We start from the raw sequence: 22,382 nt of genomic DNA, 5'->3' as shown, positions 1-22,382 counted from the left end.
GAAAGGATCCACACCCGTGTCCCTCCCTGCGGACGAACCCAAACCGCCCGGCCGCGTCCCACGGGCCGGACTGCACCACCTGGCGGTCGAAACGGCCGACCTCGACAACTGCGTCGCGTGGTACACCGATTTCTTCGGCGGCACCGCCGCCTGGACCCTCGACATCTTCTCCGACCTGACCCGCGGCCGGCTGCCCGGAATCACCCGGCTGACCGAGGTGACAGCCGCCGGTACCCGGTTCCATGTGTTCACCCGTTCCGCCGCCTACGCTCCTCCGCACCCGGACACCCTCCAGTTCCAGCACGTGTGCATGACCGCCGGGTCCGCCTCGGAACTGACGGAGTGGCGGGACCGCTGGCAACAGCTCTTCGCCTCCGGCAACTACGTCTTCGCCCGCCCCGAACCCCCGACGGAGATCGTCGTGGACGACGACGGCGTGAGCAGCTTCTACGCCTACGACGTCAACGGGCTGGAGTACGAGTTCACCCACATACCGGCGGAAGCCGAGGGCCGGTGAGCGCGCTGGACGCAGGCTCGGCCACCGGCCTGCTGGAAGCCGTCGTCCCCGAGTACGGCGGCCGGGCCTACGGGATCGAGCCCCTGATGCTGCCTCCCGACCCGGTGCACTGCAACGCCGACGATGAGCTGACCCGACGGTACGCGGAGCTCCTCGGCCAGGGGCCGGACCCGGGTGCGGAGCCCTCGGGCGCCCCGGCCGCCGCCGGCTCCGCGGAGCAGTTGTTCTGGTTCCGGTGGATCACCGGCCACCAACTCACCTTCATGCTCTGGCAGGAACTGGGACGGCGGGCCGCCGAGGCAGCCGGCCCGGCCCCGCCGGACGAAGTGGCCGCTGTCGGGCGCCTGGTGCGCGGCTACTCCGCCATGCTGCTGTACACGGCCTCCTGCACGCGGGACGTCTACCTGCGGATCATCAGGCCGAGCATGGCGCTGCACCACCCCGCCTTCAGCGGCGCCTGGGCCCGGGACTACGGGCCCGTGCGGGCACTGTTGCGGGGCCGGCTCCCCGCCGCCTGGGACGGCCGGGCCGACGCCCTCGTCGAGGAATGCGCGCTCAACGAGAGAGTGCACGAGGGCATCGCCGCGAAGCTGGTGCCGGACGCCCCCTCACTGCTCCAATCGGCGACGGGCACCTGCCGTCCCCTGCCACGCGACGTCCGGGCGGCCCTGTTCGACACCTACTTCATCACCCTTCGCGCGCCCTGCGCCCCAGAGGAAGGCGCCGCACAACTCCTGCGCCGGATGAGGGCGGTGCGGGACGATCTCGCGGTCAACGGCCTGTACCCGGCGTCCGCCTCCAGCCGAGCCGAGAAACCGGAGGCGTTGCGGACGCCACAGGTCGAGGAGATCGAGCGTGCCGTCCCGCAGCTCCTCGGGAACATCGCCCGCGACTTCGTACGGCATTCCTCTGCCGAACCCGCCTCCCCGTCTCCCCCCACCCGCACTTTCGAGCCCTCGATGGAAGGAAGCGGATCCCATGGCGCATGACGTGATCGTGGTCGGTGGTGGCATAGCGGGCTGTGCCGCCGCCGAGCGGCTGGCCGAGCGGGGGCTGAGCGTGCTGCTCCTGGAGCGCGGCGCCCTGGCCGGCGGTGCGACCGGCCGCAACCAGGGCGGTCTGCTGCCGAGCCCGTTGCCCGCCTGTGGCGGCCTGTTCGCCGAGGCGGTCGCCTACTACGCACAGGCCGACCGGGAGAGCGAGGTGCCCTTCCGGTTCCGTCCGCACGGATATCTGCTGGTCGCGGCCGACGAAGACGGCATGGACCGGGCGCGCGGCCACGGCCACGCCCTGGCCGAGAACGGGTTCCCGGCCCATCAGATCGGCCCGGGTGAACTGCGCGAGCTGGAGCCCGGCCTCGCCCCCGACCTGGCAGGCGCGGTGGTGGTCGAGGGCGCGCACGCCCTCCACCCGGTACTGACGGCCGCGGCCCTGGCTGTCCGGGCCGCCCGTGCGGGCGCCGAGATCCGCACGCACACGATGGTGCGGGGGCTGCTGACGGACAGTGAGCGAGTCACCGGGGTGGTCACGGACGGCGGCCCGCTGGCCGCGGGCGCGGTGGTGCTCGCGGCCGGGCCGTGGTCGCGAAGCCTGGCCCAGCAGGCGGGCACCGATGTGCCGGTCTTCGGGGCGCGTGGCTGGCTGCTGCGCACCGCGCCGGTCACGGGTGCGGTGTTCCGCCACACACTCATGCAGTCCACCTGGCACGGCCCGGTCGGACTGAAGCGCAATGGGCCTCCGCTGCTGGCCGACGTCGCCGCTCCCGCGCCGGCGGGAGGCGCCCAGGTCGTCTTCTCGCTGCAGCCGTTGCCGAGCGGGGAGGTGGTGCTCGGCTCCAGCAGCGGCCCGGCGCTCCAGCTCGACGACGTACGGGACGGTGAGGAGGCGGTCGCGATGATCGCGGCGGCGGCGGCCCGGCACGCCCCGGTGCTGGCCAAGACACCGGTGCGCGCGGCGTGGTCGGGTGTGCGCCCGATGTCCCCCGACGGTCTGCCCGTCGTCGGCCCGGCGCCGGGGGCTCCGGGGCTGTGGCTGCTCACCGGCTTCGGTATCGACGGCATGCCGTTGGCGCCCGGGACGGCCAGGCTGCTGACGGAGTACCTGGTGGCCGGGCGCTGTCCGGCGGGCGCCGAGCCGTTCGTCCCGGAGCGGTTCGACGCGCGGGGGGACCGGCACGACTGACCCGACACACGGGGAGGCGGAAGGCGGTGTGGTCCGGCTGTCCCGGCACACACCGCCTTCCCGGTTCACGAGGAGAGTTCCTCGATCCTCGGAGCCACCAGCTCGATCAGCCGCCCGGCCTCGATCCGTACGGTCCGGTCGGCACGTCCGCTGCCGCAGTACACGATGTCCATGCGCGTCACCGACGCGTCGAAGACGACCACGGCGTCCGGCACGTCGCACACCGGGCTCGCGCCGCCCGGTTCCATGCCCAGCAGGCTCAGCTCCCCGGGCTCGGCCTGCCGGAGCTTGGAGCGGGACACGCCCGCCGCCCGGGCCAGCCGGCCGTAGTTGACGCGGCCGGTGACGGGCAGGGCGGCGAGCACGAAGCCGCCGTCGGCGGTCCTGAAGACCATGGTCTTCAGTAATTGCTCGGTGGCGAGGCCGAGTTTGGTCTCGGCGTCCTGCTGTCCCACGATGGGGACGTGGTCGAGGACCGTGAACGGCACCCCGGATGCGCGGAGCACCTCCTCGGGCGACAGGACACCGGTGGGCTCCACGGGCTGCGACATCTCACTCCTCGTCGGCTGGGACCGGCCGGGGCCGGCCGGGCTCCGCCACGCTACTGGTCGACGGCCATGCGGCGTACCGGCGCAAACCGTAGAGCAGTGGGGTCCGTTCGGGTCCGGTGCCGACGCTGACCCGGGTCACGCGGCCGAAGACGACGGTGTGGTCCCCGACCCGCCGCACGCTGTCGACCCGGCAGTCGCCCACGGCGTGCGCGGCGTCCCGCAGGTGGGGGCCGGCCGCCGCGTCGGGCAGATGCCAGGCGGTCCGCCGGAAGCGGTCCGGGGCGCCGGAGCCGAACAGTTCCGCGACGTCCCGGGCGGAGTCGTGCAGCAGGTTGACGCTGAACGCCCCGGTGCTCTCCAGCGCGTCCAGCGTGGGGCTGGCACTGCGCACGCACACCAGCAGTGTGGGCGGGCTGAGGGAGACGCTGCACAGGGACGAACAGGTCATGCCCCAGGGCCGGCCGGCCCTGTCGAGGGCCCCGATCACCGCGACGCCGGTGGGGAACAGGGACATCAGGTCCCTGAAGCCCCCTTCACCCGCGGTCGCATCCTGAGTGGCCGTGTCAGACCTCGCCATGGGACAGCTCCTGGGACGCGGGGCGTGGCGGTGCTCCACGAGCGACAGCAGCGGTCCGGTGACGACCGTGGTCACGGAGATTCCGTCCAGCCCGCCGGCGGACACCTGGAGGCCGGCCGTCACGAGGGACGCCGGGACGAGCAGCAGCCGGCACCGGTCCGCGGGCCGTGCGCGGACGCTGCTCGCGGTCCCGGGTGACGGCGAGCGCCGGGGCCCGGAGGGCGAGCACCATCAGCGCAGCCTTGAGAGGTACTCCACCTGGCTGGGCAGCGTCTCCACGAGCTTGCGCGCCTGTTGCCGTACCCGGGTCAGTTCGTGCCGTGCCGCACGGGTGTCGACCAGGTCCAGCGCGGGCGGGTGGCGCAGCGGGATGCCGCCGAGACCGAGGGCCATGCAGACGTAGCTGTAGGGCTCGAAGGCGTGGTAGTAGGGGTAGGTGGTGTCGTTGTCGGGGAGTTTGCTCTGCCACTGTTCCAGGCGTATCGCCATGTCGTCGGGCAGTCGGCGCTTCTTCGCGTCGCGCCAGTAGTCGTTGTCCACGCGGGCGGCGCCCCGGTAGTGCAGGATCAGGAACTCACGGACGCCCTCGATGGCCCTGGCCGTGCTGAGGTTGTAGGTGTCGCGCAGCACCGGGTCGCGGTTCGTGCCGGGGAAGTACCGGACGAGTTGTTCGATCGCGTGCTGGATGAGGAAGATCCCGGTCGACTGCAGCGGTTCGACGAACCCGGCTGACAGCCCGATACCCACGCAGTTGTTGACCCAGGCCCGGTTGGAGCGGCCGATCCGCATGCGGATGTGGTTGGCCTCCAGGTCCGCGGCCGCGGGTCCGACGAAGTCGCGCAGGACCCGCTCGGCCTCCTCGGGTCCGCAGTAGTCGGCCGCGTAGACGTACCCGGTGCCGATCCTGTCGAACAGGGGGATGGTCCAGATCCATCCCGCCTCCTGGGCGGTGGCCGTGGTGCACGGCCTGATGCCCTGTACGGCGGTGTCGACGGGGACCCGCAGGGCCACCGCGCGGTCGTTGGGGAGGGAGTCCTGGAACGAGATGAACGGCTCCTCCAGGGCGTCGCCGAGCAGCCTGCTGCGGAAGCCGGAGCAGTCGACGTAGAGATCGGCGGTCAAGTCGCCGTGCTCGCGGGTGACGAGGTGTTCGATCCAGCCCTGCTCGTCGAGCCTTACGTCCACGACGTCGTCGATGACCCGGCGGACACCTCGCTCGACGGCGTAGCGGCTCAGGAATCCGGCGAGGAGGGAGGCGTCGAAGTGGTAGGCATAGGGGAACTGGGTGTTCTGCTCGGCGAGGGTGGTCCGGTAGAGGGGGCGGTCGGGGTCCTCGTCGAAGTCCTGCTCGAAGAGCCGGTGGTCCAGGTACCTGGGGGACGCCTTCGCGTCGCAGAGCCAGGGGATGAGGAAGCAGTCCCGGTCGAAGTGGTCCGTCTCGCCGACCTTCTGCCACCAGTCGGTGAGGGGCACCCCGTCGACGACCCGCATCCGTTCGAACGGATGGTAGAAGTACGTGCCGGGTGCCCGCCAGTTCTCCAGCCGTACCGCCAACTTGTAAGTGCCGTTGCACTCCGGCATCCAGTCGGCCTCGCTGAGACCGAGAGAGTCGAAGAAGTGGCGGACCGTGCTGAAGGTGGCCTCCCCCACCCCGATGGTCCCGATCCGCCCGGACTCCACCACGGTGACGTCGACGCTGTCCGCGAAGGCCGCCCGTAAGTAGGAGGCGGTCATCCACCCAGCCGTTCCACCACCCAGAATCACCACGCTCTGTGTCATGTCGGGTGACCCTAGGCGTGATCGCCCGGCGGCGTCTTCGGCAGATCGGACGGATCGCGGCAGGACCTCGCGTCGAACGGACTAGGCCGAAGTGTCGAAGTAGCCAATTTCCGCCTTCATGCACTTGCTAATCGGATATGGCGAAAAAACACGCACTCCGAGCTGAGGCTTTGGGGAAAGATGACGCCTTGTTCGATTCGGTCCAATGCCGTGGCTCGCGGCACAGGAGGGCCTCGTGGGTGACGCTCGATCCGACCAGAATCCAACATCGGACGGCCTGGACGGCGCCGAGAAGCGGGAACCGCTGCGGATCTTCCTCATCGACGACTCCAGCCTTGTGCACGCGGGGCTCGTAGATGTCCTGCGGGCATACCCCGACCTCACCCTCATCGGCAGCGCCCGGGACAGTGCGACGGCGTTCGAAGCCACTCTCGACTCGTCGTTGGACGTGGTCGTGGTCAACACCGCCTGCCGGTCCATCGACGTCGTGCACCTGATGCACCGGGCCGTCCACTATGCCGGTGCCGGTGTCTCGCGCATGCTGCTGCTGAGCAACGACGCGAACAACCCCATCAACACCGAAGCGGACGAACTCGGGGCCGGGGGAGTGGTGCTGGCGTGGGAGGAGCCGACATTCCTGGTATCCGCCATCCGGCTCGTCTCCGGGGGATACCGCATCGGCGTACCCGAGCAGGGGGAGCCCGACCGCTCACCGTCCCGCAGGTACTCCGTCCGCCATACGGCGCTCGACCTGCTCACGCTCCGCGAGCGGCAGGTGCTCAAACTCCTGGCGCGCGGCCTGAAGAACGCCGAGATCGCCGGAGAACTCGTGGTCAGCGAGAGTACGGTCAAGACACACGTACAGAACCTGCTGGTGAAGCTCGGCCTGCGGAACCGGGCCAGCGCGGTCGCGGTCGCGTACGAGTTGGGCCTCACCCGGGCGGAGTGGGCCAGTTGATCCGGACGACCGCGCCGGCCCGCATCCCGCCGGCGTCGACCAGCGCCTCGCTCACCGCCTGCACCCCGGCGAAACCGCAACGCCATAAGCTGTCTGACCGGCGGCATCCTGGGCGCCCGACCCGCAGAGGCGGGACAGGCTGATTCCTGTCCCGTGCCCGATTCATTCCCGGCCGCTGAACGCCAGCCGGACCCCCAGGCCGACCATCACGATGCCCGACGTCCCGCCGATCCAGGACAGCCGCCGTGGTGAACCGGCAAGCCAGTTGCGGGCAGTTCCAGCGAGGAGGCCCCATGCCGCGTCGGAGACCAATGCGATCAGGACGCAGATCAGGCCGAGCAGCAGCAGTTGCACCTGTGCGTTACCCGCCGACGCGTCGACGAACTGCGGCAGCACCGCACCGAAGATCAGCAGTCCCTTGGGATTGCTCACCCCGACGATGAAGCCCTCCCGGAAGATCCGCCCCGGACGGTCCGACGCCGAAGCGGTCTGATCCTTCACCATCAGCAGCTTGCGTTGCCGCCAGGCCTGAACACCGAGATAGACGAGATAGAGCGCACCGGCGAACTTCAAGATCGAGAAGACAAGGAGGGAGCGGGCAAGAACTTCCCCCAGCCCGAACGCCACCAGCACCACCTGGACGAGCAGCCCCGCTTCGTTCCCCACCGCCGTCGACACAGCGGCTTTACGGCCCAGCGCCACCCCACGGCTCACCACGAACAGGACACTCGGCCCCGGCACAGCGATCAGCACGGTCACAACGGTCAGGAACACAGTCAAACGCTCTGGTCCGATCACCTCCACAGAATACGCACCACGAATCCGACTCCTCCGCGGTTTCACCGAATGCGGTGAGCGGTGCCGAGACCGCCCTGCCCTCGTCGGTCGGCTCCTGTCCGCTCCGCTTGTCGGCATCGCGCCCAATGGAGGGCCCCTGGTCGGGGCAGGAACGCCGTCGTCAGAATGACGAGATCGTCCAGGTCGACGCGTGTAATACGGAACCAGAAAGAAGATCGGTATCGCTTCCGTCCCGGCACGATTCCGCCGCCGGCGCCTGGGTACCCGACCGTCCCACGCGCCCGACCTCCAAGTCTGTCGGCGGGTCGCCGCTCGACATGACGTGTGCCGCCCGCGGGACTAGGCTCTACGAGTGAAAGCTGCAGCGCACGGCACGCCCGGCCGACGAGGTTCTGGAGCCTCGGGAACCTCAGCCGCAGCAGCCGCCCGCGAGATCACGTACGGGTGGCCTGCAGGCGTCGGCGGTCCCGCCGTGGCGCACATGGTGCGGTGACACCTGAAGACCGCCCCGCACGGTTCGTCCTTTCTGCGGCGGCGGCCATTCGCCTCGCGTCTCCGACCAGGGGTCGTGAGGGACGATGGAACGGAAGGTTTTTCCCATGCGACCACAACGGGCGAGGCGTGTCCTCGCCATGTCGGCTGCCGGTCTGCTGATGGCCGGCGGGGCGGCGGTCGGCGCGGCCGGCACCGCCTCGGCATCCGACCACCAGGGCAACCACAGCAGTTACAGCAGAGACTGTGACGACAACTGGTGGGGCGACAACTGCGACAACGGCTACGGCGGCGACCACAACGGCTACGGCGGTGACCACAACGGCTACGGCGGTGACCACGGCGGCTACGGCGGTGACCACGGCGGCTATGGCGGTGATCACGGTGGTGGCGGTGACCACGGTGGTGGCGGTGACCACGGCGGTGGCGGTGACCACGGCGGTGGCGGTCACGGTGGTGGCGGTCACGGACGCTGATCTCCCAGAGCACTGAACGATGTGTGCGGCTCCGTCCAGGAGCCGCACACAACTACGCCGGCCCCCGTCTCCGCCAGAAGATCCGTCGTCATTCAAGTAGCCCTTCCGGGCGTCTGGCCCCACCAGGAAAAGCGGGTTCCACTACGCCTTGCCGTCATCCCCAGTGGAATGATCATGCGGTGACTGGTGTGATCACGGCGTCGTGACCTTATGAGCGTCCAAGCGTGCCGTGGGGCGAGTGATGTGGAGGAGGTGTGTGTAGCGGACGACGTGTGATCGTCCGTATATACACTGCGTGTTAGCCTGCGCGCGGTCATGATCGAATGTATGCGGGGGAGGCACATGGTGGGCTCGGATGGCTACCAGGTCAAGGCAGGTATGACCGGCCAGGCCCAGCAACTCGAGGACGCCGGCACGGACATGGACGGCGTCAGCTCCGCCGTCAAGTCCCGCACGAGTTACTCGTACGGCGACGTCGGCGGCGATGACGCCGCGTCGGCGCTGAACGCGTTCGTCAAGGCCTGGGAGGCGGAGGCCAAGACGCTGGCGTCTGCGTTGCACGAGCTCGGTGGCAAGGTGCAGTTGGCCAAGAGGACCTACCACGGCACCGACGGCCTGGTGAAGACGCACGCGGACAGCGTTCCCGCCGGTGGCACAAGCAGCCTCACCGACGCAGCGGCGCAGGGCGGCCGCACCTCGGCCCTGTCGAGCTACTGAGGAACGGGCCGGTGTCGTTCTTCTCCTCTCCCCTCGACTCCCCCTCCCTCCGCCTCGCGTGGCTCGCCGGGCTGTCCGAGAAGATACTCGGCGCCGGGAGCAAGAACGAGCTCCTCGACCTGATCGACGACGCCCTCTCGGTACCCGAACCGGGCGGCGACCAGGGCGTGCTGGAGAGCGTGGCAAGTCTCTACCGCGGCCAGGTCGGCCAGGTCGGCAGCGTCTTTGACCAGGTCGACCGGGTGGGCCGCAAGGGTCTTCCGCAGGTGTGGGTCGGCGACACGAGCGTCCTCGCCTCCGACGTGGTGAACGCCGCCGGGCGGTCCGTGACCCAGATGAGCGAGGCGTTCCAGGGCTGCGCGACGGTGCTGGTGACGCTGGCGGACGCGATCGGTGCCGCGCAGCGCAAGGACGAACAGGGCCGCGGACAACTGCTGGAGCAGAAGAAGACGCTCGGCGGCAAGGACGGCTTCTTCGACGACCTGCACGAGAACGACGAGGAGGAGTGGGACCGCAAGAACGCCGCCCACTTCGGCTCCTACGCGGTCGACCTGATGCACGCCGCCGTCTCCGACGCGCAGGAGGCCACCCGCGTCGCGGCCCGGGACCTGAACAAGTGGGCCGCCGAGGCGCGGGCCGGGACGATGGAGACCAGCGAACTCACCGCCGTCGACAAGCTGATGCTCGCCGACACCGGCGTCGCGGGCGCCGACACCGAGCTGAACGAGATCCTCACGGCCGGCGACCTGGCGCGCGCGTCGACGCGTATGGACCTGCTGAGCTTCGACGACGAGATGGCCATGGAGCGGATGCTGGCCAAGTCGGACGGCCCGCAGGAGCGGGCCTACCTGATGAAGGCCCTCGCCGCCGGCCACAGCGTCGCCGAGATCGGGAAGTTCCAGGACAAGATCCACGGCAAGGACCCCGACTGGCTGCGCCGGCACCTCACTCCGGTGGTCACCGCCGCGGACAGCATGAACGACGAGGGCCTGGCGCCGGACGGCTCGAACAACAACAAGGACTACGTCACGTTCGACGGCCAGCGGTGGATCCAGGGCGGCGACGGCCACGAGGGCACCTGCGTGGCCTCGTCCACCGTCACGTCCCGCGCCATGGTCGACCCCCTCTACGCGCTCGACCTCACCGGCGGCCCCGACGGGCAGCAGGACGACCCCGACGCCTTCAAGCAGCGCCTGGTGGCCGAACAGCACCGGCTGCACACCGAAGGCGACGGCGGCGAGAACTGGGGCGGTATGGGGCCCGAGGGGCAGGAACGGATCAACGACGCCGCCGTCGGCAGTGCCACCGGCAGTGACTACGAGCGCCAGGACCTGAACAGCGCTGCCGACCGCAGGGCGGTCCTCACCGACGTCGAGAAGTCGGTGGCGCAGGGGCGGCCGGTGCCGGTCGACGTCTCGGGCGAGGAGGGCGCCCACGCCATGACCATCATCGCCCAGGAGGGTGACATGCTTCAGGTGTACAACCCCTGGGGCTCGACCACCTGGGTCAGCGAGGACGACTTCATCAACGGCCACATGGGCAAGGCTTCCACCAGTGATCTCCCCAACGCGTACAGTGTCTATCTTCCGCGGTAGCAGGGGCGGTGCCGTGATCGCGGTGACCGCGCTCCTCGCTCTCGCCACGGGCTGCGGCTCGGGCACCGACGAACCGGCCGGCGGCTCCACGAGCACCGCGAGTCGCACGACGAGCCACCCGGTGAAGGACACCAGCATCGCTGCCGAGCCGGGCGAGCGCTTCACGCTCACCGTCGACCAGAACGCCTCCACCCGCGAGTACTGGTACCTGGTCGACCCCGAGCCCGACAGCTCGGTGCTGGTCAGCCGCGGCCACGCCTACGCATCGGACTCCGGCGACGAGCCGGTGGACGGTGCCGGCGGCCGGCTCACCTTCACCTTCGAGGCCAAGGCCAAGGGAACCACCCGGTTCACGCTGCTGCACTGCACCTTCACCACCTGTCAGGGCAACACCTCCACCCTGCCCCCCGAGACGACCGGCCCCTCCGCCACCCCGACCACCCCCTCCCAGGCCCCCGAGCGCATCACCTACACCGTCACCGTCGACTGAGCCGCAGCGGACCGGTCGGATGAGACGAGACACCTGAGGCCCCGCCATGAACGACGACGCCACGTACCCGCCGGACCGCACGGACGACGAGCTGGCCCGGCTCGACATCACCGTCCTGCTGCGTTACGGCCTCACCGCCGAGCCCGGCACCCGGCGCACCGCCCTGTTCGGCGACGGCGCCGCGGCCGCAGCCGTCCTCCTCGACCGCCTCGGCACCGAGCCGCGCTCGGTCGCCTTCCTCGCTGACACCGTGCGCGCCGGCGGACTCGCCCGCGCCGCGGAGCTGCCCGAGCCCCTGCCCCGCCGGGAGGCGTCCGTCCTCGTACGGGAGTGGCTGCGGGCCGGCACCGAACTCGTGGGCGGAATCGCCGCCGACGACACCGCGGCCACCTGGCTGCGCGCCGTCGCGACCATCATCGAACTGAAGCAGCTGACCCGGGCGCGGGGCCGCAGTACGTGATCCGAGTGGCCGATCCAAGTACCCACGTCACCCGTACCGCCGGCAGCCGCTCCTCACGGCACCTCCGACGCGCGCCGCAGCTCCTGCCGGAGCACCTCGTCGAGGTCACGGAGCCGATCCAGGCCCTGTACCGCGCGCCGCATGCGGGCGTTGCCGGACAGCAGCCGCCGGTGCCGGTGCAGGAAGGCCCAGTACCCGGCAGCGTAGGGGCACGCGTGCGGACCGGTGCGGTCGGTGGGCCGGTAGGCGCAGCCGTCGCACAGGTCGCTCATGCGGTGGATGTACGCGCCGCCCGACGTGTACGGCTTGGTGGTCATCCGGCCGCCGTCCGCGTACTGGGACATGCCCACCACGTTCGGCACCATCACCCAGTCGTAGCCGTCGACGAAGCAGCGGTGGAACCAGTCGGTCACCGCGGCCGGATCCCAGGCGCGCTGCAGGGCGTGGCTGCCCAGCACCATCAGCCGGGGAATGTGATGCGTCCACCCGGTGTCGCGCACCTGGGCGAGCACGGTGGCCAGGCAGTTCGCGGTGACCGCGTCCGCGTCCAGTTCGGTGAAGTACTCCGGCAGCTCTTCCGTGTGCCCGAGCGCGTTGCCGTGCCGGTAGTCCTCGCCGAAGTGCCAGTAGAGCTGCCAGACGTACTCCCGCCAGCCCGCGACCTGCCGGACGAAGCCCTCTGCGCTGTTCACCGGGACGGCGCCCTTCCGCCAGGCCCGCTCGGCTCGCTCCACGCACTCCGCCGGGTGCAGCAGCCCGAGGTTCAGCGAGGACGACAGCAGACTGTGGCTCATCACCGGATCACCGGTGAGCATCGCGTCCTCGTACGGCCCGAAGGACGCCAGCCGGCGGTCCACGAAACGGCGCAGGGCCGACAGCGCCTCCCGTCGCGTGGCGGGGAAGCGGCGGGGCCCGTCCCGGCCGACGAACCGCACCCCGTCCTCGCGTTCCCACCGGTCGAGGTCGTCGCGCACCCCGGCATCGATGTCGTCCTCCCGCGGCACGTACGGGCTTGGCACGTCCAGCTCCCGGGTGCCGCTCGGCGGGGGCTCGCGGTTGGCGTGGTCGTGGTTGAACCGGCCGCCGGCCGGGTGGCCGCCCTCCATCAGCAGGTCGTGCTCCTGGCGCACCCAGCGGTAGAAGTCCTCCTGGAGCAGCCGTCGCCCACCGCGCCCCTCGGCCCAGCCGGCGAACTCCTCGCCCGATACCAGGAAGCCCCGGGCGGGGAGCACCTGTACCCGGGGCAGCGATCGCACGAGCCGGAGCGCCGCGTGGGAGGTGGGATGGCACACCGTGACCGACGTGCCGCCCACCGCGCGGCGCAGCCCCTCGCGGTAGGTCTCGGCCCGGACGTACGTCACCCGTCCGCCCAGTTCCGCCGCACGGTGCCGCATCGCGGACAGCACCAGGTGTGCCTTGGCACGGTGGTAGCGGCGCCGCCGGAAGACCGACCTGGCTTCGATCATCACCACGGGCGCCCCACGGTCGGGCCCGTCCTTGCCGGCCGGCGTGAGGAAGTGCGGGCCGAGCTGGTCGCCGAAGATCCAATGAGGGGTGGTCATGGACGGGGCACCTTCCGTGCGATGCGGGAATGGCGTACACGTACGAGTTGTCGCGTGTGGGGCGGCGGCCCGGCGGATGTCCTCCCGCCGGACCTCAGGAGCGCCCGGGCTCCCTCGAAGGGGTCCAGCCCCCCGCCAGTGACACCACCGGTGGTCGCGCGCTCCTGTGTCGGACGTTTCCACGGCACGTGCACGACGGCACCCTTACATCCGCCGGTTCCGCCACCAGGCGCCGCACATATGCTCCGTCCGGGTCGTACCGCTTGCCAGTGACCCGGCCGGTGCGTCGGGGGAACCGTGAAGCCCCGCCGGGAGTACGGTCCAGAACGCCCGAGTGACGGTGATCACGGACGCCGTTCGGAAGGTGCTGCGCAGGCCCGGACCGTCGTCGTGGTGGGGTCCGGGAGAGCGGGTGAAGCCCTCCGGTATTCGCCTGACGATGCGTCAGGAAGGTCGCCAAGTGGTCGGCCCGAATCCTGGAAAACCTGAGGAAAGCTGCCCGGACATGCGACGAGCACTGCATGCTGCGCACCATGTTCCAAGATCTAGTGTTCGGGCGTTTGCGCAGGTCAGATCCATGAACGCCGCGTCCGGGTCAGTAAATGGTCAGCATGAGGCTGGACGGTGCCCCGGCTTGCTGACCTGCACCCGCGCCTTACGCAGATCTACGCGGAGAAAGAGAAGACGGCGCCGTCCGTTGCCGCGGCCCGCGGAACTCGGAAGGCAGACGGTCGCGGATTGGCGAAGCAGTGGTGGCCGCGGCAGCGGAGGATGACGGAGTACTCCACGGGCTGGCACGTCGACAGCTCCATCAACGTGCACATCACTCCCCGTCTCGGATCAAGAAAGCTTGAACCAGGTGAACATCTTCCGCACTCTGAAGGCGATCTTGCGGGACGCCTATGGCAAGGGAGCCATGGCGGACGATCTGGCCACGTATGGCTCGTTGGCGCCGTCGGCCCGGGAATGGCCCGGATATTGTCCTTGGCGAGACAGGCCTGGTCATCTGTCGACGCCGCATCCCTCGGCTCGTGCACTGCTCCAAGTGGATGTGTTGGCCCGCCCAGTGCTACGGCGCGGTGTGCAGGTGAGGGGAGCGGAGGACGAGCAGGGTGATCTCGCTGGGGGCGAAGACGCGGAAGGGCGGGCCCCAGAAGCCGGTGCCGCGGCTGGTGTAGAGCAGCGTGCGGGTGCCGTGGTGGCTGAGGCCGGCGAGGGCTGGCTGGTCGATGCGGACCAGGTGGTGGAAGGGCCAGATCTGGCCACCGTGGGTGTGGCCGGAGAGTTGGAGGTCGATGCCGTGGGCTGCCGCGCGGTCGATGAACTTGGGCTGGTGGGCCAGGAGCAGGACGGGCAGGCCGGGGTCGGCGCCGTCCAGGGCTCCGGCGAGGTGGGCGCGGTGGCCTGCCAGGCCGGAGGACTCGGCAGTGACGTCGTCCACGCCGGCCACCACAAGGGTGTCGCCTCCGCGTTCGAGCAGCACATGGCGGTTGCGCAGCGGCTCCCAGCCCAGCTCGTCCATCAGGTCGACCCAGCCCTGGGCCTCGCTGTAGTACTCGTGGTTGCCGGTGACGTACACCCGGGCCCGGGTGGCCCGCACGGTACCGAGGGGGGCGGCCTGGGCGCGGCGGCGTTCGGCCGTGCCGTCCGCGATGTCGCCGGTGTGGCAGACCAGGTCGGCTTCCAGGGTGTTCACCGTCTCGCACACCCGTGCCGACCAGCGGGCGCGGTCGAGCGGGCCGTAGTGGGTGTCGGTGATGAGGACGACGCGGGTGCCGTCCAGCCCGGCACCCAGTCGCGGGAGTCGCACGTCGAGCCGCCGCACGCGTGGCACGCGGCGCGCCTCGGCGTACCCCCAGGCGAGGAGTACGGCGGTTGTGCCCAGGACGGCCCAGGTGACGATCCGGGCACGGTCCTGACTCCCGCCGACGCCGGCCACGGTCAGGGCGAGCCGCAGGAGGACGCCGAGCAGAACGGACCAGGTGAACAGGATCCAGCCGGCGCCCAGCAGGGTGTCACCGATGATCGCCGCCCGGTCCTGCTGGCGCCGGCCGTGACCGCGCATCATCGCGAGCGGCATGCCTACGAGGCCGAGGGCGAACAGGGCGGTGCCGGCCAGCCTGACGGGGAGCGACCAGTGCTGGCCGGTGTGCAGGAGCACCCAGCAGGGCACGGCCCACAGCAGGACAGGGGCGATCAGGGGGATGTAACGCATCAGGTGGTGCAGCCGGCTCGGCCGCGGCACTTGCGCCTCACCCTCGGCGGGCCGGGTGTTGCTGGTGTCGGTCACGCTTCCCCTCCCTGACCGGGCTGCCGTCCCGCGCACTGTATCCGGACGCCTCCGGCCCGGCAGCGTTGTCCGTGTCCGCCATGCAAGACCCCTCCGGGAAGTCCTTGACCAGCACGACGGACCTCTGCTGAACTCCGGTCCCATGAACCCGCGCGTGGACCTCACTCGGCGGCGCCACATCGACCCGGCGCACGTCTCCAGCGCGTTCTGTTGTCGTTGAGCCGGCACGTCGCCATACGGTGCTCCGCGAGACCCTCGTCCTCACCTTCTGCCTTCTGAAGGTCTCCGTCTCGGGCTCTTCCCCGCGTCCCTCCTCGCTGGAGAGGGCGGCCCGAGGCCCTCGTTGACGACCGGATGAGCGGTCGGCCGGGCTTCGGAGCCATGAACGGCCGTGCCGGTGGACCAGCCGCGGCGGTGCCTGCCCACCGGTCGCCGGACCTGCGTCAGATGCCCTCGGCGTCGTCGTTCCCTCCCTGCCGCGTCGCGTACTGACGACCACCGCGTGCCTGGTGGGCCGCCCCTTCCGGGTCGCCCCCTCACTCCGCTCTTCGCCACCGCGCACCCCTGTGGTGCGCCCGCCTCCTCGAGAAGGACCTCCGCATGCCTCCGTCCATCCGCAAGCTGACCGGCCGTATCGGCGCGGTCGTCGACGGCGTCGACCTCGCGGCACCGGCCGACCCCTCGACGGTCACGGCGCTCCGGCAAGCCCTCAACGAACACAAGGCCATCGTGTTCGACCGGGTGAACCTCGACAACGCCGGCCAGGAGCGGGTGGCCGCGTGGTTCGGCGAACTCACCACGGCGCACCCGAACGTGCCGGCCGCCGACGGTACGAGGAACGTGCTCGCCGTCGACAGCGAGACGTCCAAGGCCAACGAGTGGCACACGGACGTCACCTTCGTGGTCAACCCGCCGCAGCTCACCACCCTCCGGTCCCTCACGGTTCCGCCATACGGAGGCGAGACGCTCATCGCGAACGCGGCCGCCGCCTACCGGGACCTGCCCCAACCCTTGCGCGTCCTCGCGGACTCCTTGCGCGTCGTGCACACCAACCAGTACGACTACGCCCGCCCTTCCGCCACGACAGCGGTGCGCCAGGAATACGACCGGGTGTTCGTCTCTACCCCCTACGAGGCCGAGCACCCGCTCGTGCGGGTGCATCCGCTGACGGGCGAACGCGGCCTGTTCATCGGCGGGTTCGCCAAGCGGATCGTCGGCCTGACGAGCAGCGACTCGGCCGGTCTGCTGCGCGTCCTGCAGTCGTACGTGACACGTCCGGAGAACGTCCTGCGCTGGACCTGGTCGCCCGGCCAGGTACTGATCTTCGACAACCGGATCACCCAGCACTACGGCGTGGACAACTACGACGACCGCCCGCGCCTCCTCAACCGGGTGACCGTGGCCGGAGACGTGCCGGTCGGTGTCGACGGCCGCCGCAGCGAGCAACTCGTCGGCGACGCCTCGCACTACACCGGCGTCCTGGAGACGGCCGCATGACCGACATCCGCATCGCGGCGCCGGCCGTCAGCAAGGCCGCCGACGCCGAGCCGACAAGCGCGCGGGAACGCGAGGTCTTCCTGCCGCGCGACGCCCGCCGCCGGACACCGCTCAGCACACTCCGCGAGCGCCTGCGCTGGCCGCTCGGGATCTATACGACTCCGGTCGTGATCCTGCTCGCCTGGGAGGCTCTCGCCAGGGCCGGCGTGCTGGCGAAAACATATGCTCCGGCGCCGACCTCCGTCGTGAAAGCCGCCGCCGACCTGTGGCAGCAGGGCGTGCTCGGGCCGGACGTGGCCATCTCGCTGCAGCGGGCCGGCATCGGACTCCTGATCGGACTGACCGCGGGCATCGTCACCGGGGTGCTCGGCGGACTGCTGCGCAGCGGTGAGTACCTGTTCAACGGCCTGGTGCAGGTCCTCAACACGATCCCGCTGCTGGCGGTGCTGCCGCTGATGATCGTGTGGTTCGGCATCGACGAGCTCACGAAGGTGCTGCTGATCTCGTTCGGGGCCGGCGTCCCGATGTATCTCAACCTGTTCGCCGCGATCAGGGGCGTCGACCAGCGCCTGATCGAGATGGCGCGCACGACGGGCGCGGGCACGTGGCGCATCGTGACGCGGGTGCTGGTGCCCGGAGCCCTGCCCGGGTTCCTGGTCGGACTCCGGTTCTCCCTCGCATACAGCGTTCTGGGCCTCGTCGCCGCCGAGACGGTCAACGCCGACAAGGGACTCGGCTTCCTCATCACTCAAGGGCAGACCTATCTGCAGACCAACCAGGTCTTCGTGGGCCTGGTGATCTACTCGCTCCTCGGCCTGCTCGCCGACCAGCTCGTCCGGATACTCGAGCGGGTGCTGCTGCGGTGGCGCCCCGGATATGAGGCGTCATGAGCAGCACGATCGGAACACAGACCCGTCGGCGCACCGGAGTCGTCGTCGAGCAGGTCGTGCGCCGGTTCGGCGACCGCGTGGTGCTCGACCACCTCGACCTCACCATCACCGACGAGGAGTTGGTGATCCTGCTCGGCCCCTCCGGCTGCGGCAAGAGCACCCTTCTGCGACTGCTCGCCGGACTGGACCGGCCCGACGGCGGGCGGGTGGAGGTCCCGGCGAGGCGAGCGATCGTGTTCCAGGCCGACCGGCTGCTGCCCTGGCAGCGGGTGCTGCGCAACATCACGCTCGGACTGTACGGGCCCGACGCGGAGCAGCGAGCCCGCGACGTGCTCGCCGAGGTGGGACTCGCGGGACGGGAGAGGGCATGGCCCAAGGAGCTCTCCGGCGGCGAGGCCCAGCGGGTTTCGCTCGCGCGGGCACTGGTCTCCGAGCCCGAACTCGTCCTGCTGGACGAGCCGTTCGCGGCGCTCGACGCGATCACCCGGCTGCGCATGCACGACCTCGTGCGGGCGCTGCGCAGCAAGCACCACGCGGCCATGCTGCTGGTCACCCACGACGTGGACGAGGCGATCGCCCTGGCGGACCGCATCCTCGTGATGTGCGACGGGCGCATCGGCGCCACGCATCCCGTCCAGCTCTCCGCAGCGGACCGTGAGGCGAGCGTCGCCCGCGAGGAACTGCGCTCCGCGCTCCTGAACGACCTCGGCATCGCCGGTCACCACTGACGTCCTCCACCACTGCACAGAAAGCCGGAAACAAGCCATGTACAGAAGAACCACCCGCCTCCTCGGCGCCGCCGGCCTGCTCACCCTCACGGGCACCCTTGCCGCGTGCGGCTCGTCGTCGCAGGCGGCGCCGCTGGGAAAGTCGAGCGGCAGTGCGTCCGCGCACCCCGAGTGGAGGAAGTACACCTTCACCATCGGAGACAACGGTGGTGACGGCAGCCAGGCCCTGGCGAAGATCACCGGTGCGTTCGACGACGCGCCGTACAAGGTGAAGTTCGCCCGGTTCACCTACGGCCCGCCGCTGGTGCAGGCCGCCGCCTCGGGCGACATCGACCTGGGCTCCGTCGGCGACGTGCCGCCGATCACCGGCGCGGCGAAGGAGTACGGCTTCAAGATCGTGGCCGTCAACCGCTCGCTCACGCCCAGTCAGTCCAACGAGAACATCATCGTGCCGAAGGGGTCGAAGCTGAAAACGCTCGCCGGCCTCAAGGGCAAGAAGATCGCCGTGCCGCAGGGCAGTTCGGCGCACGGTCTGGCGCTCAACGCGCTGAAGAGCGTCGGCCTCAGCCCCAAGGACGTGCACCTGGTCTTCCTCGACCCGGCGGCCGGCGCCACGGCGTTCAACACCGGCAAGGTGGACGCCTGGTCGATCTGGAACCCGCAGTCGGCGATCGCGGTCAAGAACGGGGCACGGATCCTGGCCAAGGGCCTCCCGCCGATCGACCAGACGGGCAGTTACTACGTCGCCAGTGCGAAGTCGCTCGGTGACGCCACGAAGCGGGCGGCCCTGACGGACGTACTGCAGCGGCTGGCACGCGAGTTCGCCTACGCGATCAAACACGAGGACACCTACGCCCGGGCCGTCTCCGAGGAGGAGGGCATCCCGTTGGCCGACGCCAAAGCGTCCCTGGAGACATTCGAGACCCGGGTGACGCCGATCAGGAAGTCGGACATCGCCGCGGAGCAGAAGCTCGCCGACGCCTTCCTGGAGGCGGGCCAGCTCACCAGGAAGGTCGACGTCCCGTCGATCACCGACAACCTCCTCCCGGCCGGCTACGACAGCTCGAAGCTGACCTTCGGCTGAGTCGGCTCCCCCTCCAGGAAGACGAACTCCTCACCAGGAAAGGAGAGCGCGCGTGAGCGCGAGACAGCGGCGACTGCACCTCAATGCCTTCCTCATGGAGGCGGGTCACCATGAAGCGGCATGGAGGCTCCCCGACAGCAACCCGCGGGCCGGCTTCGACCTGCAGCACTGGATCGAACCGGCCCGGCTCGCCGAGAGCGCCAAGTTCGACTCGCTGTTCCTCGCGGACGGCCCCGCCCTCACCGGAACCGGCGAGTTCCGGCCGCCGGGCCAGCCAGAACCGCTGACGCTGCTGACCGCGCTGTCCCAGGCGACCAGCAGGATCGGCCTCATCGCGACCGTGTCGTCGACGTACGACGAGCCGTACAACCTGGCCCGTCGGCTGGCGTCCGTGGACCACGTCAGCGGGGGCCGCGCCGGCTGGAACATCGTCACCTCGGCAGGGGCCGACGAGGCGGCCAACTTCGGCCTCGACGACCGTCCCGGCCACGCCGAACGCTACGCCCGGGCCGACGAGTTCCTGAAGGTCGCCAAGGCGCTGTGGGACAGCGGGGAGTCCGAGGCCGTCGCCGCGGACAAGATCACCGGGCGTTACGCCGATCCGGCGCGGCTGCACGGACTGGGCCACCGTGGCCGGTACTTCAAGGTGGCCGGGCCGCTCAACGTCGAGCGTCCGCCGCAGGGCCACCCCCTGCTCGTCCAGGCCGGTTCCTCCGAGGACGGCAAGGACTTCGCGGCCCGTCACGCCGAGGCCGTCTTCACCGCCCACACGACGTACGAGCGTGCGGCCGCCTTCTACGCGGACATCAAGGCACGGACCAGGGCCGCGGGGCGCGACCCGGACGCCGTGATCGTCCTGCCGGGGATCGTCCCGTACATCGGGTCGACCGAGGCCGAAGCCCGTGCGCTGGCGAAGCGGTTCGACGACCTGCGCATCCCGGAGTACGGGCTGCGCCGGCCGCGGTCTTCGAGACGGAACCGTCGGTCTTCGAGCTCGACGCGGCTCTGCCGGACTTCATCCTGGCGCGGCCGAAGCTGGAGGGATCGCAGAGCCGTTCCGAGCTGATCCTGGAGCTCGCGGTGCGCGAGAAGCTCACGGTGCGGCAGATCATCTCCCGGCTCGGGGGCGGACGCGGTCACTTCGAGTTCGTCGGCGCACCTGAGCAGGTCGCGGACACGATCATCACCTGGTTCGAGGGCGGCGCCGCGGACGGGTTCAACATCATGGCGCCCGCCCTGCCGTCGGGCCTCGCGGCCTTCGTCGAGCAGGTGCTCCCCATCCTGCGCGGCAAGGGGCTGTTCCGCGAGGAGTACGAGGGCACGACCCTGCGCGAGCACTACGGGCTCCCCGTACCGGCGAACCAGTTCCACACCTGACCCGCGCGCTGTTCCCGCCGCGTCCTGGGGTGGCGAAGCACCACTGGCGCTGCTCGTCCCCGGGGCGACGGAGGTGGATCCATCGGGCGCGGCGATCGCGGGAGATGCATCCGGAATCGCTCCGTATGCCGGACTGTGTGCAACAGCAACATGTCGACCTCATGGCGCCGCCAGGCAAAACCTGGTGCCGCGCCGAAGTACGGACCAGGCTGACGTGTACATCCCCACGCCTTCCTTCCGTACCCGCAGAAAGCTTCACCGCGCATGCATGTGACCTGTCTCCCCGGTGCTTCAGCAGCACACATCCCGTGTGTGGCGAGGAGGTGCCGCGCGTGGCGCGCTATGTGATGCGCAAGGCGGTCGGCTGGCTCCTGATGATCGTGATCGCGACGAACGCGACCTACTTTCTGGCCGGTTGGTTCCTGGACCCGAGGTCGAACTACAAGGAGCTGCGGCCCGTCCGCACCGAGGCACAGATCGGCCGGGCCCTCGCGCCGTACAACCTGGACCCCAGGGTTTCCCTGGTGCATCGCTGGTGGGACTGGCTGACGTCGGTGACCCTCCACTTCGACTGGGGAAAGTCCCCCACCGGCGTCTCCGTCAACGGCGAAGTGGGCTACCGGGCGCTGGTCAGCGCGGAGTTGGTCGTCGTCGCGACCGTGCTGTCCGTCGCGCTCGGCGTCGCGCTCGGCGTCTACACCGCCGCACGGCAGTACGGCTGGGCCGACCGGGTGTCGCAGGCCGTGTCCATCGTGGTGTTCAACGTCCCCACGTCCGTCGCCGCCCTCGCCGTGGTCTTCGTCGCCATCTGGCTGAACCAGCACGCCGGGCTGCACTTCCTCTACGTCGCCGGGGAGAACTCACCGGGCGCCGAAGGACTGCTCCCCACGATCGGTGACCGCCTCCTGCACCTGATCCTGCCCACCCTGACGCTCACGCTGATGGGCTACGTCGGCTACCACCTGACGCAGCGTTCACTGCTGCTCGACACGCTCCACGCCGACTTCGTGCGAACCGCCCAGGCCACCGGGCTCACCCGCAGCCAGGCCATCCGCAGGCACGCCCTGAGGGCCGCGCTAATCCCGACGGCGGCTTCCGTGGCGTTCAGCGTTCCGGCCGTCTTCACCGGTGCCGTCATCACGGAGACGATCTTCGGCTGGAACGGCATGGGCCGCTACTTCATCCAGACCATCAGCAAGAACGACGTACACGGCGCGGTCGCGACGGCCGCCTTCGCCGCGGCCCTGACCGCGATCGGAGCGATCCTCGCGGACATCGCCACGGTCCTCCTCGACCCGAGAGTGCGGGTGAGGTGACGTGACCACCGACGCGACGACCCACGCGCCTCCGGGTCCGACCGCGG

The 22,382-nt window shown here is 70.2% G+C and carries 20 protein-coding genes and 1 pseudogene; 15 read left to right on the top strand and 6 right to left on the bottom strand.

Translation table 11 applies throughout. The features are described from left to right. The first annotated feature begins 16 nt into the window (after positions 1-16). The 3 genes from D9753_RS04030 to D9753_RS04020 are packed head-to-tail and all read left to right on the top strand — an operon-like array spanning position 17 to position 2,698. The gene (locus D9753_RS04030; RefSeq protein WP_121785742.1) at positions 17-517 is read left to right on the top strand and encodes a VOC family protein; all 501 of its coding nucleotides are present in this window, start codon (positions 17-19) and stop codon (positions 515-517) included. Continuing rightward, on the top strand, positions 514-1,506 hold the full coding sequence (locus D9753_RS04025; protein WP_121785741.1) for an L-tyrosine 3-hydroxylase: 993 nt from the start codon (positions 514-516) through the stop codon (positions 1,504-1,506). Before D9753_RS04030 ends, D9753_RS04025 begins: the two co-directional genes overlap by 4 nt. Beyond that, positions 1,496-2,698, top strand: coding sequence for an NAD(P)/FAD-dependent oxidoreductase (locus tag D9753_RS04020; RefSeq protein WP_121785740.1), 1,203 nt, complete (start codon positions 1,496-1,498; stop codon positions 2,696-2,698). Before D9753_RS04025 ends, D9753_RS04020 begins: the two co-directional genes overlap by 11 nt. A gap of 65 nt (positions 2,699-2,763) precedes the next feature. Here D9753_RS04020 and D9753_RS04015 read toward each other — a convergent pair whose 3' ends face one another. From D9753_RS04015 to D9753_RS04005, 3 genes are all read right to left on the bottom strand, one after another. Further along, positions 2,764-3,249 carry an aminoacyl-tRNA deacylase gene (locus D9753_RS04015; RefSeq protein WP_121785739.1) on the bottom strand — a complete coding sequence of 162 codons (486 nt, stop codon included), beginning with the start codon at positions 3,247-3,249 and terminating at the stop codon, positions 2,764-2,766. Position 3,250: 1 nt separating this feature from the next. Beyond that, on the bottom strand, positions 3,251-3,826 hold the full coding sequence (locus D9753_RS04010; RefSeq protein ID WP_121790891.1) for a flavin reductase family protein: 576 nt from the start codon (positions 3,824-3,826) through the stop codon (positions 3,251-3,253). 231 nt (positions 3,827-4,057) lie between these two features. After that, positions 4,058-5,605, bottom strand: a complete 1,548-nt coding sequence (locus tag D9753_RS04005) for a tryptophan halogenase family protein (protein WP_121785738.1) — start codon at positions 5,603-5,605, stop codon at positions 4,058-4,060. Positions 5,606-5,840: 235 nt separating this feature from the next. Between D9753_RS04005 and D9753_RS04000 the strand changes: the two genes are divergently transcribed. After that, on the top strand, positions 5,841-6,563 hold the full coding sequence (locus tag D9753_RS04000; protein ID WP_240468026.1) for a response regulator transcription factor: 723 nt from the start codon (positions 5,841-5,843) through the stop codon (positions 6,561-6,563). Positions 6,564-6,725: 162 nt separating this feature from the next. Here D9753_RS04000 and D9753_RS03995 read toward each other — a convergent pair whose 3' ends face one another. Then, a complete protein-coding gene (locus D9753_RS03995) occupies positions 6,726-7,361 on the bottom strand; it encodes a LysE family translocator (RefSeq protein WP_240468025.1) in 636 nt (211 codons plus the stop codon). Positions 7,362-7,960: 599 nt separating this feature from the next. Between D9753_RS03995 and D9753_RS36345 the strand changes: the two genes are divergently transcribed. The 5 genes from D9753_RS36345 to D9753_RS03970 all read left to right on the top strand — a co-directional run bounded on the left by D9753_RS36345 (position 7,961) and on the right by D9753_RS03970 (position 11,591). Then, positions 7,961-8,329 (top strand): hypothetical protein, encoded by a 369-nt coding sequence (locus tag D9753_RS36345; RefSeq protein WP_163010613.1) that lies wholly within the window; start codon positions 7,961-7,963, stop codon positions 8,327-8,329. A gap of 342 nt (positions 8,330-8,671) precedes the next feature. Then, entirely contained in the window at positions 8,672-9,046 is a 375-nt protein-coding gene (locus D9753_RS03985; protein ID WP_240468024.1) for a hypothetical protein, read from the top strand. A gap of 11 nt (positions 9,047-9,057) precedes the next feature. Then, positions 9,058-10,641 (top strand): peptidoglycan-binding protein, encoded by a 1,584-nt coding sequence (locus tag D9753_RS03980; protein ID WP_121785737.1) that lies wholly within the window; start codon positions 9,058-9,060, stop codon positions 10,639-10,641. 13 nt (positions 10,642-10,654) lie between these two features. After that, positions 10,655-11,131: a protease inhibitor I42 family protein gene (locus D9753_RS03975; RefSeq protein WP_240468023.1), complete on the top strand. Its 477-nt coding sequence runs from the start codon at positions 10,655-10,657 to the stop codon at positions 11,129-11,131. A 46-nt stretch (positions 11,132-11,177) separates the two neighbouring features. Continuing rightward, positions 11,178-11,591, top strand: a complete 414-nt coding sequence (locus tag D9753_RS03970; protein ID WP_121785736.1) for a hypothetical protein — start codon at positions 11,178-11,180, stop codon at positions 11,589-11,591. A gap of 53 nt (positions 11,592-11,644) precedes the next feature. Here the strand turns inward: D9753_RS03970 and D9753_RS03965 are convergent, their stop codons facing one another. Continuing rightward, entirely contained in the window at positions 11,645-13,153 is a 1,509-nt protein-coding gene (locus tag D9753_RS03965; protein ID WP_121785735.1) for a cryptochrome/photolyase family protein, read from the bottom strand. Between the two features lie 1,069 nt (positions 13,154-14,222). Beyond that, positions 14,223-15,443: a metallophosphoesterase gene (locus D9753_RS03955; RefSeq protein ID WP_121785734.1), complete on the bottom strand. Its 1,221-nt coding sequence runs from the start codon at positions 15,441-15,443 to the stop codon at positions 14,223-14,225. A 600-nt stretch (positions 15,444-16,043) separates the two neighbouring features. Here D9753_RS03955 and D9753_RS03950 point away from each other — a divergent pair. The 6 genes and pseudogenes from D9753_RS03950 to D9753_RS03925 all read left to right on the top strand — a co-directional run bounded on the left by D9753_RS03950 (position 16,044) and on the right by D9753_RS03925 (position 22,335). Beyond that, positions 16,044-16,940 carry a TauD/TfdA dioxygenase family protein gene (locus tag D9753_RS03950; protein ID WP_121785733.1) on the top strand — a complete coding sequence of 299 codons (897 nt, stop codon included), beginning with the start codon at positions 16,044-16,046 and terminating at the stop codon, positions 16,938-16,940. Next, positions 16,937-17,830 (top strand): ABC transporter permease, encoded by an 894-nt coding sequence (locus D9753_RS03945; protein WP_121785732.1) that lies wholly within the window; start codon positions 16,937-16,939, stop codon positions 17,828-17,830. The genes D9753_RS03950 and D9753_RS03945 overlap by 4 nt, the downstream gene beginning before the upstream one ends. Beyond that, positions 17,827-18,558, top strand: coding sequence for an ABC transporter ATP-binding protein (locus tag D9753_RS03940; RefSeq protein WP_121785731.1), 732 nt, complete (start codon positions 17,827-17,829; stop codon positions 18,556-18,558). The genes D9753_RS03945 and D9753_RS03940 overlap by 4 nt, the downstream gene beginning before the upstream one ends. Positions 18,559-18,595: 37 nt before the next feature. Further along, complete coding sequence (locus tag D9753_RS03935) at positions 18,596-19,642, top strand: aliphatic sulfonate ABC transporter substrate-binding protein (RefSeq protein ID WP_121785730.1); 1,047 nt, start codon at positions 18,596-18,598, stop codon at positions 19,640-19,642. A 94-nt stretch (positions 19,643-19,736) separates the two neighbouring features. Continuing rightward, positions 19,737-21,019 (top strand): annotated as a pseudogene (locus tag D9753_RS03930) (LLM class flavin-dependent oxidoreductase). A gap of 332 nt (positions 21,020-21,351) precedes the next feature. Next, a complete protein-coding gene (locus tag D9753_RS03925) occupies positions 21,352-22,335 on the top strand; it encodes an ABC transporter permease (protein ID WP_121785729.1) in 984 nt (327 codons plus the stop codon). Positions 22,336-22,382: the final 47 nt, after the last annotated feature.

The organism is Streptomyces dangxiongensis (assembly GCF_003675325.1).
GTDB lineage: Bacteria > Actinomycetota > Actinomycetes > Streptomycetales > Streptomycetaceae > Streptomyces > Streptomyces dangxiongensis.
This window is presented reverse-complemented; position numbering and strand designations above follow the sequence as displayed.

Bases quoted from the DNA above. Each gene is read 5' to 3' on its own strand.
- D9753_RS04020 (WP_121785740.1), top strand. From the start codon at position 1,496: ATGGCGCATGACGTGATCGTGGTCGGTGGTGGCATAGCGGGCTGTGCC.
- D9753_RS04015 (WP_121785739.1), bottom strand. From the start codon at position 3,249: ATGTCGCAGCCCGTGGAGCCCACCGGTGTCCTGTCGCCCGAGGAGGTG.
- D9753_RS04010 (WP_121790891.1), bottom strand. From the start codon at position 3,826: ATGGCGAGGTCTGACACGGCCACTCAGGATGCGACCGCGGGTGAAGGG.
- D9753_RS04005 (WP_121785738.1), bottom strand. From the start codon at position 5,605: ATGACACAGAGCGTGGTGATTCTGGGTGGTGGAACGGCTGGGTGGATG.
- D9753_RS36345 (WP_163010613.1), top strand. From the start codon at position 7,961: ATGCGACCACAACGGGCGAGGCGTGTCCTCGCCATGTCGGCTGCCGGT.
- D9753_RS03985 (WP_240468024.1), top strand. From the start codon at position 8,672: ATGGTGGGCTCGGATGGCTACCAGGTCAAGGCAGGTATGACCGGCCAG.
- D9753_RS03970 (WP_121785736.1), top strand. From the start codon at position 11,178: ATGAACGACGACGCCACGTACCCGCCGGACCGCACGGACGACGAGCTG.
- D9753_RS03965 (WP_121785735.1), bottom strand. From the start codon at position 13,153: ATGACCACCCCTCATTGGATCTTCGGCGACCAGCTCGGCCCGCACTTC.
- D9753_RS03950 (WP_121785733.1), top strand. From the start codon at position 16,044: ATGCCTCCGTCCATCCGCAAGCTGACCGGCCGTATCGGCGCGGTCGTC.
- D9753_RS03945 (WP_121785732.1), top strand. From the start codon at position 16,937: ATGACCGACATCCGCATCGCGGCGCCGGCCGTCAGCAAGGCCGCCGAC.
- D9753_RS03940 (WP_121785731.1), top strand. From the start codon at position 17,827: ATGAGCAGCACGATCGGAACACAGACCCGTCGGCGCACCGGAGTCGTC.
- D9753_RS03935 (WP_121785730.1), top strand. From the start codon at position 18,596: ATGTACAGAAGAACCACCCGCCTCCTCGGCGCCGCCGGCCTGCTCACC.